The organism is Reyranella sp. GW821-FHT14A01 (genome assembly GCF_058803965.1).
Genome location: NZ_JBXAPM010000003.1, coordinates 136,285 through 152,691, shown reverse-complemented (window position 1 = coordinate 152,691; position 16,407 = coordinate 136,285). Strand labels below are relative to the sequence as shown.

Here is a 16,407-nt window from a genome sequence, read left to right as displayed (position 1 = left end):
GTCAGTTCGCCTTGGCCGGCGGAGGTGCCGGCGCAGAGGCCGGTGCGGATGGCGGCGCAGCGGCCTGTTCCTGGGCCTTCTCGTCACCCGGCAAGACCTGCGGCGCGCCTTCCCAAGGACTGAGAAAGTCGAAGCGGCGGAATTCCTGGGCGAGCTTCACCGGCTCGTAGATGACGCGCTTCTGCACATCGTCCCAGCGCAGCTCTACGAAGCCGGTCAGCGGAAAGTCCTTGCGCAGCGGATGACCTTCGAAACCATAGTCCGTCAAGATGCGGCGCAGATCGGGGTGGTCAGAGAACCAGACACCATAAAGATCGTAGGTCTCGCGCTCGAACCAGCCGGCCGAGCTGTAGACCGAGGCGGCCGACGGCACAGGCGTCGTCTCGTCGGTCGCCACCTTCACGCGGATGCGCTGGTTGTTCTTCAGGCTGAGCAGATTGTAGACGACGTCGAAGCGTTTCTCGCGCTCGGGCCAGTCGACGCCGCAAATGTCGATCAGCTGCTTGAACAGGCACTTCGGATCGTCACGCAGGTAGGTCAGCAGCGCGATCACCTTGTCCGGCGCAGCCTCGAGCATCAGCTCGCCAAGACGTACTTCCGTCTTCGACACCACACCCGCTTGTGCCTGGGCGATATGGTCTGCGAGTTCCTTGAGGGTCTCGCTCATCAGCGCACCAATGTGCCCGTGCGACGGACCTTCTTCTGGAGCTGCAACACACCGTAGAGCAGCGCCTCGGCCGTGGGCGGACAGCCCGGCACGTAGACGTCGACCGGCACGATGCGGTCGCAGCCGCGCACGACGGAGTAGCTGTAGTGATAGTAGCCGCCGCCGTTGGCGCAGGAGCCCATCGAGATCACGTAGCGCGGCTCGGCCATCTGGTCGTAGACCTTGCGCAGGGCCGGCGCCATCTTGTTGGTCAGCGTGCCGGCCACGATCATCACGTCGGCCGAACGAGGGCTGGGCATCGGCGCGAAACCGAACCGGTCGAGATCGTAGCGGCTCATCCAGCAGTGGATCATCTCGACGCCGCAGCAGGCGAGGCCGAAGGTCAGGCCCCACATCGATCCGGTGCGCGCCCAGGTCACGAGCTTGTCGAGCTGGGCGACGACGAAGCCCTTGTCGGCCAGTTCGTCGTTCAGCGCCCGCGACAGCGCCGCCTCGGCGGCCGTATTGGGCTTGGTCGGGGTGATCACTCCCATTCCAGGGCTCCCTTACGCCATTCGTAGATGAAGCCCACCGTCAGCACGCCGAGGAACAGCATCATCGACCAGAAGCCGAAGACGCCGATATCACCCAGCGCCACCGCCCACGGGAACAGGAACGCGACTTCGAGGTCGAAGATGATGAAGAGGATCGCGACGAGATAGAAGCGAACGTCGAACTGGCCGCGCGCATCGTCGAACGGCGCGAAGCCGCATTCGAACGGCGACAGCTTCTCCGAATTCGGATTCTGGCGGGCGATCAGATACGACCCGCCGAGCATGGCGCAGACTAGCCCGAAGGCTAATCCGAGGAAGATCAGGATTGGCAGGTATTCCCGCAGAAGAGCTTCCATCGCCACCCCTTGCGCCCTGTTTTTTTGGGCTGCCAGTGTTTGGGCTGGCGCGAGCGACGGGACTCGAACCCGCGACCTCCGGCGTGACAGGCCGGCATTCTAACCAACTGAACTACGCCCGCTTTCAGCCCCAAACGGCGCGCGGAGAGATAAAGGACACCCTATTGGGTGTCAAGCATACCGCAGCTGCTAAGTTGTCCGTAAGTGCCGGATTTTTCAGAGAATTTTCGCGTAGCATATGACGACTGCCTGGTTCGCATTGGCGAGGCCAATGTTGCGAGTCGTTCGCACCAATTTCGCCTCGCCAACCTCCCTCGAATTTCTACATTCAAGGGAAACGTAAAACGCTGGCCCGCCTGACTTTCATGCGATTCTGTCCGCTCTTTCCGACCGCCTGCTGCGGGACCATCCTGCCCATCCTGCAGGCGACGGCGGCAGACCACCCACCCCGATGCGGCATTGCGGCGCTGGCTTACTTGGAGCCCATGGCCTTCAGGATCGTCGCCACGACCATGATGCCGACCCAGACCAGCCACAGCCTGCCGAAGTTGAGGCTGAAGCCGCCTGACGCCGCCGAGACGATCCGGCCGAAGCGCTTGCGCGCCATGATACTCAGTACGTTGGTGTGCATCGCCTCGACGACACGCATGTAGTCGCTGGCGCCGGCGGCGGGCATCGACCACTTCGACACGGTGATGGCCCGCTCATTGATGAGCGTACGCCCCTCGAGCCGCAGACGGTTGAAGAAGGAAAGGCCCTCCGCCTCTTCACCACGGCTCCACCCCTCGCCGCTCCACTTGCGCGGCATTCTCAGGGTGATGCGATGGCTGAACTTCCGCGGTCCCCCCAGGAGGATATCGCCCTTTCGCTCGACCGACTTGAGCGTACCCAGCGCACCTGCCACCACGAAGTCGTGGATCTGGAACCCCAGCAGCTTCCCTTCCGCCTTCCAGCAATCGGGAATCTCATAGCGCAGGATCACGGTCAGACAATTGACCGGTCGGCCCTCGCGCACGTCTATGTCGCCAGTTCGATGGATACGCGGCCAGATCGCCTGCAGATCCTTCAATTGGGCGTTCTCGTAGTCACCGGAGCCGCCATTCGCGAACCTGTGGCGCATGCCATCGGCCGATCCGGAATAGAACTCGACCTGCCGTGTCAGCTTCGCGGGCGAGTCGGGCTTGGGGCCGAACTCGACCTCGTCCTCGATATTGACCTGCAGCACCGGCTCGTCGGAGCCGATCGGCTCGAGCTCATCGGCCTCACCCGAAAGCGGCAATGCCCATCCGGAATGGACCTGAGTCAGCATTTCCAGCCGGCCGGCCTGTTCGGGGCAGGTCGGATCGAGCCAATAGCTCCCCCCCTTCAGTCGCAGCCGCACGATGCAGTGGTTGAACAGGTCAGACGCCGGCAGGAAATCCGGCAGGCCGATGCCGTACGCTGTCGAGGTGAGCGCGGCGCAGGCCTCCAATCCCAGGCGGCGGGCGCCGGCGACATAGAGTTGGGCCGCATCCTTGCAGTCGCCGAACCGGCTGGACCAGATGATTGCCAGGCCACGCGGCACCAGTCCGCCCTCGCCGAAGGACAACGCGAAATAGCGCAGTTCCCGCTGCACGAAGCGCAGCCATTCGACGGCGCGATCTGCCGGCTCCGGATATTGTGCGGCCAGTCGGTCGATCTCGCCGGCGAGCCCCTCGGGAATGTCGGCGGATTCATAGTAGGGGGCGTACAGGCGCGACACGTCCGACCACGCCGAAAACTCGGTGAACTGCAGGATCGGAACATGGAGCTGCCACGGCACGGCATACTCCTCGATCTCACGCTCTGCCGGATTTTCCAGGGCCCAGCGCGCCTCCTCGATGCCGTTCGTGAGCGTGGTCGTTGCCGCCGGCGGTCCGTTGAACGGCTTGCAGGCAACGTGGCGATCGACCGGACGCAGCTGACGGTGGCGGTACTGATAAAATGGCTCGACGTCGCCGAACACCACCCAGCCGGCAAACTTGTCCTTCAGCGCCGGATTGCTGCCGGTGATCGTCAGCGCGGTCTCCACGATATCGCCAACACGCACGTCGGGAATCAGCAGCGACGCCGTCAGCCGTCCGTTGAGCATCAGCATTTCGAGGTTCGTCTCGCGCCGGAACGTCTGGAACGCGTCGGCACGGGCATGCTCGATAGCCTGCCCGTCGCGCACAATGCGCACCTGATGAACCTCGACCTGCTCGTAGGCAGGATCGAACTCAACCCCGAAGTGCGAGACACGTTCGGCGCCGGCGCGGGTCAGCACCTTCTGGACGCGCCGGAAGTGCCATTGCCGCTCGGGCAGGCAGAGATTGACCTGGCTCTCGGACAGAAGCCGGCAGAGGCCGTTGTCGACGAACCGCGCGGCGCTCGTATCCGGCGGCACGGCGTGCGGCGCATGTTCGACCCAGGCAGGCGGCGGCCCGCAACGCACCGCGACCTGGGTCGCCCCAAGCGCGCTCTCGATCTGCGTCACGCCGCTGCTCCCCCCGCTCGGCCATGGCAGTTGGTGGGCGATGACGGGATCGAACCGCCGGCCGCTCCCGTGTAAAGGGAATGCTCTACCGCTGAGCTAATCGCCCATCGTGGGTAGTAGCACAGCGATGTGTGAAAAGCCTAGTTGATCGCATCCTTCAGGGCCTTGCTGGCCTTGAAGCGCGGCACGTTCGCGGCCGGAATCTTGATCTTCTCGCCGGTCTGGGGATTGCGCCCCTCGCCCGCCTTGCGCTTGGACACCTGGAACGTCCCGAAGCCGACCAGAAGGACCTTTTCCTTCTTCTTGAGCGACTTGGTGATCACCGTGAGGATCGAATCGACGGCATTCGCGGCATCGACCTTGGAAAGGTTCGTCGACGCGGCGACGGCGGCAATCAAATCGTGCTTGTTCACGGGCGAGCCTCTACGTGATCGGGCGAGTCCAAGTGTAAGGTCCCGCGGAAAACGGCGTCAACGGCCAATACCATATTTTGTAGTTTGACAGGCCCGAAGGCACAATCTGGGCCAAAAATGACGAAGCCCCGGATTGCTCCGGGGCTTCGCGTTTTCGTTCGGTCGAGGACGATCAGTGCGCCCGGGCGGCCTCTGTCGGCTCGACCGGCTTGGCGGCGACCGCGTCGAGGTCGTTCACCCATTCGATCGGCGCCAGCGGCTTCACCAGGGCACGGGCGAGGACTTCGTCCACCGTCGAAACCGGCACGATCTCCAGGCCCTTCTTCACGTTGTCCGGGATCTCCGGCAGATCGCGCTCATTCTCCTTGGGGATGAGCACGGTCTTGAGACCGCCGCGCAGCGCGGCCAGCAGTTTCTCCTTGAGACCGCCGATCGGCATGACCCGCCCGCGCAGGCTGATCTCGCCGGTCATCGCCACTTCCTTGCGCACCGCGATGCCGGTCAGCGCCGACACGATCGAGGTGACCATGCCCACGCCGGCGGACGGACCGTCCTTCGGCGTCGCGCCTTCCGGCACGTGGATGTGGATGTCGCGCTTTTCGAAGATGCTCGATTTAATGCCGAACACATGGGCCCGCGAGCGGACATAGGCGTTGGCCGCCTGCACCGACTCCTGCATCACGTCGCCCAGCTTGCCGGTGACGCTCATGCGGCCACGTCCCGGAACCAGCACGGCCTCGATCTGCAGCAGCTCGCCGCCGACCTCGGTCCAGGCCAGGCCCGTCGTGATGCCGACCAGATCCTCGAGCTCGGCCTCGCCGAAGCGGAAGCGCCGGACGCCGGCATACTTGTCGAGATTCTTGCGGCCGATCTTCACCTTGGTCGTCCCCTTCATGAGGATTTCCTTGGTGGCCTTGCGCGCCAGGTTGGCGATTTCGCGCTCCAGGTTACGGACGCCCGCCTCGCGCGTGTAGTAGCGCACGAGGTCGCGCACTGCGTCGTCGTGGATCTCGATCTCGTTCTCCTTGAGACCGTTCGCCTCGACCTGCTTGGGAATCAGATGCTTGCGCGTGATCGCGACCTTCTCGTCCTCGGTGTAACCGGCGAGACGGATGATCTCCATGCGGTCCATCAACGGCTGCGCCATGCGCAGCGAGTTGGCCGTGGTGATGAACATCACGTTCGACAGGTCGTAGTCGATCTCGAGATAATGATCGTTGAACGACGTGTTCTGCTCGGGGTCGAGGACCTCGAGCAGCGCCGACGACGGGTCGCCGCGGAAATCCGCGCCGAGCTTGTCGATCTCGTCGAGCAGGAAGAGCGGGTTCGACGACTTCGCCTTCTTCATCGACTGGATGACCTTGCCCGGCAGCGAGCCGATGTAGGTCCGGCGATGGCCGCGAATTTCCGCCTCGTCCCGCACGCCGCCCAGCGACATGCGCACGAAGTTGCGGCCCGTGGCCTTGGCGATCGACTTGCCCAGCGAGGTCTTGCCGACACCCGGAGGGCCGACCAGGCACAGGATCGGGCCCTTCATCTTGTCGACCCTCTGTTGGACCGCGAGATACTCGAGGATGCGCTCCTTCACCTTCTCGAGGCCGTGATGATCGGCGTTGAGAATCTCCTCGGCGTACTTCAGGTCCTTGATGATCTTCGTGGGCTTGCGCCACGGAATCGACAGCAGCCAGTCGAGGTAGTTGCGCACCACCGTCGCCTCGGCCGACATCGGGCTCATCGTCCGGAGCTTCTTCAGCTCGGCGTTGGCCTTCTCCCGCGCCTCCTTGCTGAGGCGGGTCTTCTTGATGCGCTTCTCCAGCTCGGAGACCTCGTCGCGACCGTCCTCGGTCTCGCCAAGCTCCTTCTGGATCGCCTTCATCTGTTCGTTCAGATAGTACTCGCGCTGCGTCTTCTCCATCTGACGCTTCACGCGATTACGAATCTTCTTCTCGACCTGCAGGACGCCGATCTCGCCTTCCATCAGGCCGAGGATGCGCTCCAGCCGCTTCGACACGGAGTCGAGCTCGAGGAGCTGCTGCTTCTCGGCGACCTTGAGTGCCAGGTGGGCCGAGATCGTGTCGGCAAGCTTCGCCGGCTCCTCGATCTTGTTGATCGAGACGACGACTTCCGGCGGCACCTTCTTGTTCAGCTTCACATAGTTCTCGAATTCCGAGACCACGGTGCGGGCCGCCGCCTGCAGCTCGGCGCTCTCGCCGGCCGACTCTTCCATGTCGACGGCGCGCGCCTCGAAAAAATCGGCGCGGTCGTTGTAGCCGGTGATCTTCACGCGGCGACCGCCCTCGACCAGCACCTTGACGGTGTCGTCGGGCAGCTTCAGGAGCTGCAGCACGGTGCCGAGCGTGCCGATCGTGTAGATGTCCTCGGGGCCGGGATCGTCCTGGCTGGCGTTCTTCTGGGCGATCAGCAGAATCTGCTTGTCGTCCTTCATGACCTCTTCGAGCGCCTTGACGCTCTTCTCGCGGCCGACAAAGAGGGGAACGATCATGCCGGGGAACACGACGATGTCGCGCAGCGGCAGGACGGGGTAGACGGTTCCTTGAGTGGGGGCGTTCATGATGCCTCGCAACGTACACTGTTAGAGCTACCCGCGCCGTGGCCGGGGATCCCCTGTGGGCAATCCACGGCCCGCGAACGCGCGCACTCGTTATCAGAGATTGGCCTGAACAGAGGGTTGTTCAAGACCCGTCGGGAAGACCGCCGGCGACGGTTATCGCCAACGCAGCAAAACTCAGGCCGGAGCGGCAGCAATGCCTTCCTTGCGCTCACCGTGCACGTAAAGCGGTTGCGCACGTCCTTCGATCACTTCCCGGTTGATCACCACTTCCTCGACCCCGTCGAGCGACGGCAGGTCGTACATGGTGTCGAGCAGGACCGTCTCCATGATGGAGCGCAGGCCGCGGGCACCGGTCTTGCGCAGGATCGCCTTCTGGGCGACCGCACGCAGGGCGTCATCGGAGAATTTGAGCTTCACGCTCTCCATGTCGAACAGCCGCTGGTACTGCTTGATCAGCGCGTTCTTCGGACGCGTCAGGATCTCGATCAGCGCGACCTCGTCGAGGTCCTCGAGCGTGGCGACCACCGGCAGGCGGCCCACGAATTCGGGGATGAGGCCGTAACGCAGCAGATCTTCCGGCTCCAGGTCCTTCAGGATCTCACCAGTGCGGCGATCCTCGGGCCCGCGCACTTCTGCACCGAAGCCGATCGAGGTGCCTTGGCGGCGCATCGAGATGATCTTGTCGAGGCCCGCGAAGGCGCCGCCGCAGATGAACAGGATGTTGGTCGTGTCGACCTGCAGGAACTCCTGCTGCGGATGTTTGCGCCCGCCCTGCGGCGGCACGGAGGCGACGGTGCCTTCCATGATCTTCAGCAGCGCCTGCTGCACGCCCTCGCCCGACACGTCGCGCGTGATCGACGGGTTGTCGGACTTGCGGCTGATCTTGTCGACCTCGTCGATGTAGACGATGCCGCGCTGCGCCCGCTCGACGTTGTAGTCGGCAGCCTGCAGCAGCTTCAGGATGATGTTCTCGACGTCCTCGCCGACGTAACCGGCTTCGGTCAGGGTCGTGGCGTCGGCCATGGTGAACGGCACGTCCAGCATGCGGGCCAGCGTCTGGGCCAGCAGGGTCTTGCCGCAGCCCGTCGGGCCGATCAGCATGATGTTGGACTTGGCGATCTCGACTTCGTTCGACTTCCCGCCGTGGCTCAACCGCTTGTAGTGATTGTGCACGGCGACAGCCAGGATGCGCTTGGCCTTATCCTGCCCGATGACATAGTCGTCGAGGATCTGGCGGATCTCCTTGGGAGACGGCACGCCGTCCTTGGACTTGACGAGGGTTGTCTTGCTCTCTTCCCGGATGATGTCCATGCAGAGCTCGACGCATTCATCGCAGATGAACACGGTCGGCCCGGCAATGAGCTTGCGGACTTCGTGCTGGCTCTTGCCGCAGAAGCTGCAATACAGGGTGTTACGGGAATCACCCCCGGACTTGGCGGCTGGCATGTCGGTAACGTACCTCCGCTTGGGGGGCCCCGCGACCTGAGGGCCCGCTCACAAGCCTATGTTAAACGCGCCGCCCGGACGGCGACAACATCAAAATATGGTGTGTCGCCGTGCGAACAGGAAACAATTGGTCGCGACTGCTGTTTTAGGAGGCAGCAGCCTGGATGGTTGTCGGGGTCGGCCGCTTCTCGAGCACGTCGTCGATAAGGCCGAATTCCTTGGCTTCCAGGGGTGCGAAGAACTTGTCGCGCTCCATGGCATGCTCGATGACCTCGATCGGCTTGCCGGTATGTTCCACATACATCTGGTTAAGACGTGACCGCGTCGCAAGGATCTCCCTTGCGTGGATCTCGATGTCCGTGGCCTGGCCCTGGGCGCCGCCCGACGGCTGGTGGATCATGATCCGGGCGTTCGGCAGGGCGAAGCGCTTGCCCTTTTCGCCGGCCGTCAGCAGAAGCGAGCCCATCGATGCCGCCTGGCCATAGACCAGGGTCGAAATGTGCGGGCGGATGTAGCGCATGGTGTCGTAGATCGCCATGCCCGACGTCACCACGCCACCGGGCGAGTTGATGTAGAACGAGATATCCTTCGTCGGGTTCTCGGCCTCGAGGTAAAGCAGCTGGGCGCAGAGCACGCCCGCCACATGGTCCTCGACCGGACCGTTCAGAAAGATGATCCGCTCCTTCAGCAGCCTCGACCAGATGTCGTAGCCACGCTCGCCGCGCGCCGATTGCTCGACCACCATCGGCACGTAGTAGTTGTTATGAACTTCCAGCGGATCGCGGTCGCGAATCATCGCGTAGCCCCCATGAGTAACAATCCTGTAGAAAGTGGCAGCGCCGGTGCCCCTGTTCAAGGCCACCGGCTCGAGATCAGGTCAACAGATCAGCTTGCCGCTGTCTCCGCCGGCTCTTCCTCGTCCGCTTCGCGGGCGGCCTTGAGTAGTTCCTCGGGGGTAACCGACTTCTCCGAAACCTTGGCCAGTTCCAGGATGAAATCGACCGTCTTCTCCTCGAAGATCGGCGCGCGGAGCTGGTCCTTCGCTTCGGCATTCTTGCTGAAGAATTCCAGGACCTGGCGCTCCTGGCCCTGGTAGCGCATGGCTTCGCGCATCACGGCCTGGTTCAGCTCTTCCGGCGTCACGTCGATGCTGTTGGAGCGGCCGATGTCGGCCAGCAGCAGGCCAAGGCGCACCCGGCGTTCCGCGATTTCGCGGTACTCCTTGCGCATCTTCTCCTCGTCGCCCTCGAGCTTCTCGCCCTTCTTCTTGGCTTCCTCGACGCGCTGCCAGATGGCGTCGAACTCACCCTCGACGAGGCCTTCCGGCACTGCGAACTTGTGGGCCTCGGCCAGCTTGTCGAGGAGCTGGCGCTTGATCATGGTGCGCGAGATCTGCGTGTAATCCTGGCCGATCCGCTCGCCGATCGCCTTGCGCATGGCTTCCAGGTTCTCGAAGTTGTTCTTCTTCGCCAGCTCGTCGTCCGCCGGCTTGTCGACGTACTCAAGCACTTCCTTGAGCGTGCACTTGAACACGGCGTCCTTGCCGGCGAGTTCGGGCGCGCCGTACTCGGCCGGGAAGGTCACCTTCACGTCGACAGGCTTGCCGACCTCGGCGCCCAGCAGCTGATCCTCGAAACCCGGGATGAACGAGCCCGAGCCGAGCTCCAGCACATAGTCCTGGGCCGCGCCGCCGGGGAACTCGACACCATCGACCGAGCCCACGAAGTCGAGCTTGATCGCGTCGCCCTTCTGCGCCGGGCGCGGCGGATCGACCGGCTTCTGCTCGCGGTTCGCCTTGGCGATGCGCTCCAGCGCCTCGTCGATGTCCTTCTCGGGAACCTCGGCCTTCAGACGCTCCAGTTCGATGCCCGAGAAGTCGAGCTTGCCGATCTCCGGCAGCACCTCGACCACGACCTCGAATTCGACGTCCTTGCCCTCTTCGAGCTGCTTCAGGTCGACGCGCGGCTGCAGCGCGGGCTTCAGGCCGCGATCCTCGATGGCCTTCGCCGTGCTGGTGTTGACGGCCGCCTCGACCGCCTCGCCGAACAGCGCCTGGCCATACTGCTTCTTCAGAAGGCTCACCGGCACCTTGCCCGGACGGAAGCCCGGCAGGGCCGCGGTCTTCGCCATCTCGGCAAGACGCTCGTCGATCTTCGACGTGAGGTCGCCGACAGGGACCACGATCTTGAACTGGTGCTTCAGGCCTTCAGTCGAGAGTTCCGTAACTTGCATTGTCTCACTTCCATTTCCTGGTGCGGGCGGAGGGACTTGAACCCCCACGCCTTGCGGCACGAGAACCTAAATCTCGCGTGTCTACCAATTCCACCACGCCCGCCCGAAGCCTGCCCAAACAACATCCAGAGCCGTCGGGGCGCGCCGCGAAGGCCGAATCGCGCCGCTCTTAGCCCGCGCCTGTCGGGCGGTCAATTAAAGGACGACACCGACTGAAGTGCATAAGGCAACAGAGCCGGCAAATCCTCGGCAATCAGCCCCGGCCGGCCGAACTGCAGGGCACATTCGCCGTGGAGCCAGGCCGCGGCGGAAGCCGCCGCGAAGGGCGTCAGACCTTGCGCCAGCAGCCCCCCGATCAGCCCTGCCAACACGTCGCCCGACCCGGCCGTGGCAAGAGCCGGCGAGGCATGGACGTTGATGACGGCGCGCCCGCCCGGCTCCGCGATCACCGTGTCGGGCCCCTTCAGCAGGATCGTCGCACCGCTGCGCGCCGCCGCCCGCCTCACCCGCTCCAGCTTGTCTTCCTTGCCGGCGAGATCGGGAAAAAGCCGGCGAAACTCTCCTTCATGCGGCGTGAGCAATGTCGGACCTGAAATGCTGCCGAAGAGAAGCTGCGGATCCGTCGCGAAGACGGTGATGGCATCGGCATCCAGAGCGACACGACGCCGGGCGCCCAGGGCCGAGAGGACCGCGTCCCTCGTCCGGTCGATCACGCCCGAGCCGGGCCCGATCAGGATGGCATTGCGCCGCTCGTCGGCCAGCAGATGGGCGAACATCGCGCCATCGTCGGCTTCGACGATGAGGTTACCGGGCTCGGCGGCCTGCAGCGCCGGCATTGTCGACCGAAAGGCCGCGATGGTGACCAGCCCCGCGCCCACGCGGCGGCCGGCCAGCGCGGCAAGGCGAGCCGCCCCCGTGGCATGAGGTCCCCCAAGGATCGTGAGATGTCCCCGCGCGTACTTGTGGTCAGCGATATCGTCGCGCCGCAGCAGATGCGCCCACAGGGCCGGCGCATTCAGCCAGGCCTGCGGTGCGATAGCGCTCACGGCGGACGCCGGAATCCCGATGTCGACGATCCGCAGCCGGCCGCAGCGGCGCAACCCCTCGACCGAGTAGTGGCCGGGTTTTGCCCGGAAGAACGACACGGTCGTCTCCGCGTGAAAGGCTCGGCCGAGGATTTCGCCGGTATCGCCGTGGAGTCCCGTCGGCACATCGACGGCGACGACAGGGAGCTTCCGGCTGCTCACGAGATCGATGGCTGCAGTGATCTCGCCGTCGACCGGCCGGCTCAAGCCGGCACCGAAGATGGCATCGATCACGAGAGGCGCCTCGTCGAGCAGGACTTGCGACCAGCGCTCGACCTTTCCGGTCCAGGTCCCCGCGGCCCAGGCGGCGTCACCCTTGAGGTTCTCGGCCTTCCCGAAAAGAGCGAGACGGACGGGCCATCCGGCCTCCAGCAGGCGCCGCGCGGCCACGAAGCCGTCGCCGCCATTGTTGCCCGGTCCGCATAAAACGAGAGCGGGACACCGCGCATGGCGTTCCATCACAGCGGCGGCGACGGCCCTGCCCGCGGCCTCCATGAGCTCCCGCCCGGGCACGCCGCCGGCGATGGCAAAGGCATCGGCCTTCGCCATTTCGGCGCAGGTCAGGAGAGCAAGTTCGTCGCGGGGAAAAAGATCGCGCAATTCAGGCCTGAACGGCATCTTGTGCGGGCGATTGGGGCGGCCGACCGGATTTGAACCGGCGACATCCAGAATCACAATCTGGCGCTCTAACCAACTGAGCTACGGCCGCCATCGAGGATCGCTCCCGAAGAGCGCGCCTTCCTACGCTCCAGCGGACGGAGCGTCAAGAAACAGGCGGCGTCGGCGGAAGAAGTCTATCGATGGCCCTGATCCAGACGTCGCAGGCTTCCTCGAACGACAATCCGAACTGCTCACGCATGCGCGCCCAGCTCTCGAAATCGACCAGCGCTTCCATGGCAAGGACCGAGTAGCGCCGCTCACGCTCGTGGAGCGTCGAGAGTTCCGGCGCATACATCTCCTCGAGGCGCAGGATGACCCTCTCTCGGATCAGGCGTATCCGCGCCTTGAGATCCTGTGAATCGCCTTGATTGGCGATGAGCGCACGCCACAGCGGAAGCCATTCGTCGCAGACCCTGCCGCGCGTCTCCACATGCGTTCTCAGCCGATCCTGCCGATTGCCGACGGCAGGCCGGGTCGCGACCTGGGTGGATGCCTTCAGCAGCGCCTCGTCGGTCGCAGCGACGCGCAGCGCATGCAGGTCGGGAAAGCGCTCGAAGACCGAGCGGACCGAGTATCCGGCCCTTTGGGCGATCGAGGCAGCGGTCGGGATCTGCGGGCTTTCCCGCAGCAGCGCGAGATAGGCTTCGATGATGAGCTGCCGCGTCCTCGCACTGCGCAGCCGCCGCCCATCCACGGGCCCGGGCCTGGCGGAGACGGCAGAAGTCCGCCCGCCCCGCTCCATCACGTTGCCCCGCTCGAACTCTTGGGCAGCAGCCGGTCGATCGTCTGCGTCCACACAAGGTAGGCTTCGTCCACGGACAGGCCGAAGAATTCGCGCATGCGGGCCCAGCTTTCGACGTCGGTCAACGCTTCGAGCGCGATCAGCATCTGCCGCTTCTCTTCCGGCGGCATCATGGCGAACTCGGGCGCGAACATCAGCTCCATGCGGGCTGTTACGCGGTCGCGGGCCAGACGGATGCGTGACTTCAATTCCGGCGAGTCACCCTGATTGACGATCAGCGACCGCCATAGCGGCAGCCAGCGCTCGCAGGTCTGGCCGCGCGTCTGGACATGCGCCTCGATCCTGGTCTTGCGGTCGCCGTCGGCCCCCCATGGCGGCGCCAGGGCCGATATCTGTGCAATCGAATAGTCGACCGCCGCCACCTGGAGGGCGCGGATATCGGGAAACCGTTCGAAGATCGACCGCACCGAATAGCCCGCCTTCTCGGCAATCTCGGCAGCCGTCGGAACACGCGGCGACAGATCCTGGGCCAACGCGAGGTAGGCCTCGATGATCAGCTGCTTGGTCCGCTCGCTGCGCAGGCGGCGACCATCGATCTTGATGGGCCGGGAACTCATCAAGACGCGTCCTTCGGCGTCGGCGGCAGGATCCGGTCAATAGCCCGGATCCACACGGCGCAGCCCTCTGCGAACGAGAGGCCGTACATGTCGCGCAGGCGCGACCAGCTTTCGATGTCCGTCACGGCTTCAAGGGCGATCAGGAGATTCCGGCGCTCGATCGCGGAGAGCACGGACAATTCCGGCCGATACATGATTTCCAGGCGCTCGATCGTACGTTCACGCGCCATCCTTATCCGCATCTTGAGGGCGTCGTTCTCATCGAGGTTGAACAGCAGCGCCCGCCACAAGGCGACGCCGCGCTCGCAGGTGCCAGCCCGGGTCTCGACCTGGGACTTGATCCGAGTGGCACGGTCGCCGTCGATGTCGCGCGCCGGCGCAAGCGCCGCCGCATGCGCGAGGCCATAATCCGCCGCCGCCACTCTCAGCGCATGCAGGTCGGGGAAACGCTCGAAGACGGACCGAACCGAATAGCCTGCCCGGGCCGCGATCTCGGTCGCCGTGGGCAACGGTGTCAGCGGATTCTCCCGCAGGAGGGCCAGATAGGCCTCGATGATGAGCTGTTTTGTCCGTTCGCTGCGCAGACGACGACCATCGATCCGGATCGCCTTGGGAGCCGGCCGTTCGGACACAGGGTCGTCAATCGGGCTCATGTCGGCAGCGAACTCGCGCTGGGATTCCATGCGGGGCCGATAAGGATCGGATATCTGGATATTGGCAATGCCAATGCAGTAACTCTATACCTTCGCGCGCTCATCTACCCCAAAAGAGGGAACCACATCCCAAAATAGGGCGACAATTGCATCCTAAGGTCGGTAAACTGCAAATACCAGAGGTTACCCCCCAAAATGGGCACCCAGACGCTCGATGGCGCTGTCCAGCGTGGCGTCGTGCTTACAGAAGCAAAAGCGCGCGAAGTACCGCGGTGCGGCTTGGGATTGATAGAAGGCACTGACCGGAACCGCGGTCACCCCGGCCTTTACGGTGATGTGACGGCAGAAATCCTCATCCGAGCCGTTGAACCCAAGCGGCCTGAAGTCGGTGGTGACGAAATAAGTCCCGTGCGCCGGTAGTACATCGAAGCCGATTTTTGCCAGGGCACTGCCCAGCCGATCGCGCTTGCGCTGCATGTCGGCCGCCAGAGTGGAGAAGTAGCCGTCCTTCAGCCGCAGCCCCGTCGCGGCGCCCCATTGAAGGTTGGGCGGTGTCGTAAAGGTCATGAACTGGTGCGTCCTGGCGATCGCCTTCATCAGTTCCGGAGCCGCCGTGATGTAGCCCACCTTCCAGCCCGTGAGGCTGAAACTCTTGCCGGCGGAGCCGATCCGCACCGTACGGTCGCGCATGCCCGGCAAGGTCATCAGCGAGATGTGCCGCAGATCGTCGAAGATGATGTGCTCGTAGACCTCGTCGCAGACCGCGTAGACATCGTGCTTGAGGCAAAGCTCGGCAATGAAGGAGAGTTCCTCGCGGTCGAAGACCTTCGAGCAGGGATTCATCGGCGTGTTGAAAAGGATGAGCTTGGTCTTCGGCCCAAACGCCGCCGCCAGCTCCTCCTTGGGCAACCGCCATGTCGGCGGCTCCAGGCGGACCAATTTAGGCACACCCCCTGCCCGCCGCACGATCGGCAGATAGGAATCATAGAGCGGCTCGATCAGCACGACCTCGTCGCCCGGCTCGATCAGGCCGAACAGGCAATCGCCCAAAGCCTCGGTGGCGCCGGAGGTGACCAGCACCTCGTTCTGCCAGTCGATGTCGAGCCCCTGGAACCGCTTGGCATGTTCCGCCACGGCCTGGCGCAGCTCGGGGATGCCCATCATCGGAGGATACTGGTTGTGCCCGTTCAGCAGGTAGTCCGCCGCCGCCGCCCTCACCTCGTCCGGTCCCTTGTCGTCGGGGAAGCCCTGGCCGAGGTTGACGGAATTATGCTCGCGCGCGAGCGCCGACATGACTTCGAACACCGTCGTCCCAAGGCCGGACATGGTCGAATTTGCGGGTTTCATGGAGAATTCTCTTTTGCCTAACGATTGTTCATTCATTTGATGATTATTCGATCAATCCGCCCGTTAAACAGACAGAGTGAATTCAGATTTCCCGCGCCAACCTGTGGAAAATCTTGGCATGGAATGTGCTTCCCTGTGTGTCATACGGGCCGTCCCACCGGGAGGGGCCCGGTGTCTGCGTCCGGAGTGTCTCAAGCCAAATGAAGAAGATCGAAGCGATCATCAAGCCCTTCAAGCTCGATGAGGTGAAGGACGCCCTCAACCAGATCGGCCTCAAGGGCATCACTGTGCTCGAGGCCAAGGGCTTCGGCCGGCAGAAAGGCCACACCGAACTCTATCGCGGCGCCGAATATGTCGTCGACTTCCTGCCGAAGGTGAAGCTCGAACTCATCATCGAGGATGAGATGGTGGAAAAGGCAGTCGAGGCGATCCGCAGTTCCGCGCATACCGGTCGCATCGGCGACGGCAAGATTTTCGTGTCGAGCATCGACGACGCGATTCGAATTCGTACTGGTGAGCGTGGTGACGCAGCCGTATGAGGACCCGGCCTTTGGGGGCTGAAGCAGTAAACCACAAGTAGAGGGACGATC

The 16,407-nt window shown here is 63.9% G+C and carries 15 protein-coding genes and 4 tRNA genes; 1 reads left to right on the top strand and 18 read right to left on the bottom strand.

What is annotated here, in order from left to right; genetic code table 11:
- Window position 1: 1 nt before the first annotated feature.
- The 18 genes from AC1ROX_RS07440 to AC1ROX_RS07355 form a co-directional block, all read right to left on the bottom strand.
- The gene (locus tag AC1ROX_RS07440) at window positions 2-667 is read right to left on the bottom strand and encodes an NADH-quinone oxidoreductase subunit C (RefSeq protein WP_493123967.1); all 666 of its coding nucleotides are present in this window, start codon (window positions 665-667) and stop codon (window positions 2-4) included.
- Window positions 667-1,200 carry a NuoB/complex I 20 kDa subunit family protein gene (locus tag AC1ROX_RS07435; RefSeq protein ID WP_493123965.1) on the bottom strand — a complete coding sequence of 178 codons (534 nt, stop codon included), beginning with the start codon at window positions 1,198-1,200 and terminating at the stop codon, window positions 667-669. Before AC1ROX_RS07435 ends, AC1ROX_RS07440 begins: the two co-directional genes overlap by 1 nt.
- Window positions 1,191-1,556, bottom strand: a complete 366-nt coding sequence (locus AC1ROX_RS07430) for an NADH-quinone oxidoreductase subunit A (RefSeq protein WP_295136840.1) — start codon at window positions 1,554-1,556, stop codon at window positions 1,191-1,193. The genes AC1ROX_RS07435 and AC1ROX_RS07430 overlap by 10 nt, the downstream gene beginning before the upstream one ends.
- A gap of 45 nt (window positions 1,557-1,601) precedes the next feature.
- Window positions 1,602-1,678: transfer RNA gene (locus tag AC1ROX_RS07425), tRNA-Asp, on the bottom strand.
- Between the two features lie 350 nt (window positions 1,679-2,028).
- Complete coding sequence (locus AC1ROX_RS07420) at window positions 2,029-4,050, bottom strand: DUF3857 domain-containing protein (RefSeq protein WP_493123963.1); 2,022 nt, start codon at window positions 4,048-4,050, stop codon at window positions 2,029-2,031.
- A 31-nt stretch (window positions 4,051-4,081) separates the two neighbouring features.
- Window positions 4,082-4,156: transfer RNA gene (locus AC1ROX_RS07415), tRNA-Val, on the bottom strand.
- Window positions 4,157-4,190: 34 nt separating this feature from the next.
- Complete coding sequence (locus tag AC1ROX_RS07410) at window positions 4,191-4,463, bottom strand: HU family DNA-binding protein (protein WP_493123961.1); 273 nt, start codon at window positions 4,461-4,463, stop codon at window positions 4,191-4,193.
- Between the two features lie 172 nt (window positions 4,464-4,635).
- On the bottom strand, window positions 4,636-7,035 hold the full coding sequence (lon, locus tag AC1ROX_RS07405) for an endopeptidase La (RefSeq protein WP_493123959.1): 2,400 nt from the start codon (window positions 7,033-7,035) through the stop codon (window positions 4,636-4,638).
- Between the two features lie 174 nt (window positions 7,036-7,209).
- Window positions 7,210-8,481 (bottom strand): ATP-dependent Clp protease ATP-binding subunit ClpX, encoded by a 1,272-nt coding sequence (gene clpX / locus AC1ROX_RS07400; RefSeq protein ID WP_493123957.1) that lies wholly within the window; start codon window positions 8,479-8,481, stop codon window positions 7,210-7,212.
- Window positions 8,482-8,626: 145 nt separating this feature from the next.
- Window positions 8,627-9,277 (bottom strand): ATP-dependent Clp protease proteolytic subunit, encoded by a 651-nt coding sequence (locus AC1ROX_RS07395; protein ID WP_493123955.1) that lies wholly within the window; start codon window positions 9,275-9,277, stop codon window positions 8,627-8,629.
- 89 nt (window positions 9,278-9,366) lie between these two features.
- Window positions 9,367-10,713 carry a trigger factor gene (gene tig / locus AC1ROX_RS07390; RefSeq protein WP_493123952.1) on the bottom strand — a complete coding sequence of 449 codons (1,347 nt, stop codon included), beginning with the start codon at window positions 10,711-10,713 and terminating at the stop codon, window positions 9,367-9,369.
- Between the two features lie 18 nt (window positions 10,714-10,731).
- Window positions 10,732-10,816, bottom strand: a tRNA-Leu gene (locus tag AC1ROX_RS07385).
- 88 nt (window positions 10,817-10,904) lie between these two features.
- On the bottom strand, window positions 10,905-12,416 hold the full coding sequence (locus AC1ROX_RS07380; RefSeq protein ID WP_493123950.1) for an NAD(P)H-hydrate dehydratase: 1,512 nt from the start codon (window positions 12,414-12,416) through the stop codon (window positions 10,905-10,907).
- 14 nt (window positions 12,417-12,430) lie between these two features.
- A tRNA-His gene (locus AC1ROX_RS07375) sits at window positions 12,431-12,507 on the bottom strand.
- 54 nt (window positions 12,508-12,561) lie between these two features.
- The gene (locus tag AC1ROX_RS07370; RefSeq protein ID WP_493123948.1) at window positions 12,562-13,152 is read right to left on the bottom strand and encodes a TetR/AcrR family transcriptional regulator; all 591 of its coding nucleotides are present in this window, start codon (window positions 13,150-13,152) and stop codon (window positions 12,562-12,564) included.
- A 47-nt stretch (window positions 13,153-13,199) separates the two neighbouring features.
- Window positions 13,200-13,817: a TetR/AcrR family transcriptional regulator gene (locus tag AC1ROX_RS07365; protein WP_493123946.1), complete on the bottom strand. Its 618-nt coding sequence runs from the start codon at window positions 13,815-13,817 to the stop codon at window positions 13,200-13,202.
- Window positions 13,817-14,500 carry a TetR/AcrR family transcriptional regulator gene (locus tag AC1ROX_RS07360; RefSeq protein ID WP_493123944.1) on the bottom strand — a complete coding sequence of 228 codons (684 nt, stop codon included), beginning with the start codon at window positions 14,498-14,500 and terminating at the stop codon, window positions 13,817-13,819. Before AC1ROX_RS07360 ends, AC1ROX_RS07365 begins: the two co-directional genes overlap by 1 nt.
- A gap of 153 nt (window positions 14,501-14,653) precedes the next feature.
- Window positions 14,654-15,817, bottom strand: coding sequence for an aminotransferase (locus tag AC1ROX_RS07355; protein ID WP_493123942.1), 1,164 nt, complete (start codon window positions 15,815-15,817; stop codon window positions 14,654-14,656).
- A gap of 200 nt (window positions 15,818-16,017) precedes the next feature.
- Here AC1ROX_RS07355 and AC1ROX_RS07350 point away from each other — a divergent pair, with 200 nt between their 5' ends.
- Window positions 16,018-16,356: a P-II family nitrogen regulator gene (locus AC1ROX_RS07350; RefSeq protein WP_092828392.1), complete on the top strand. Its 339-nt coding sequence runs from the start codon at window positions 16,018-16,020 to the stop codon at window positions 16,354-16,356.
- The last annotated feature ends 51 nt before the right edge of the window (window positions 16,357-16,407 follow it).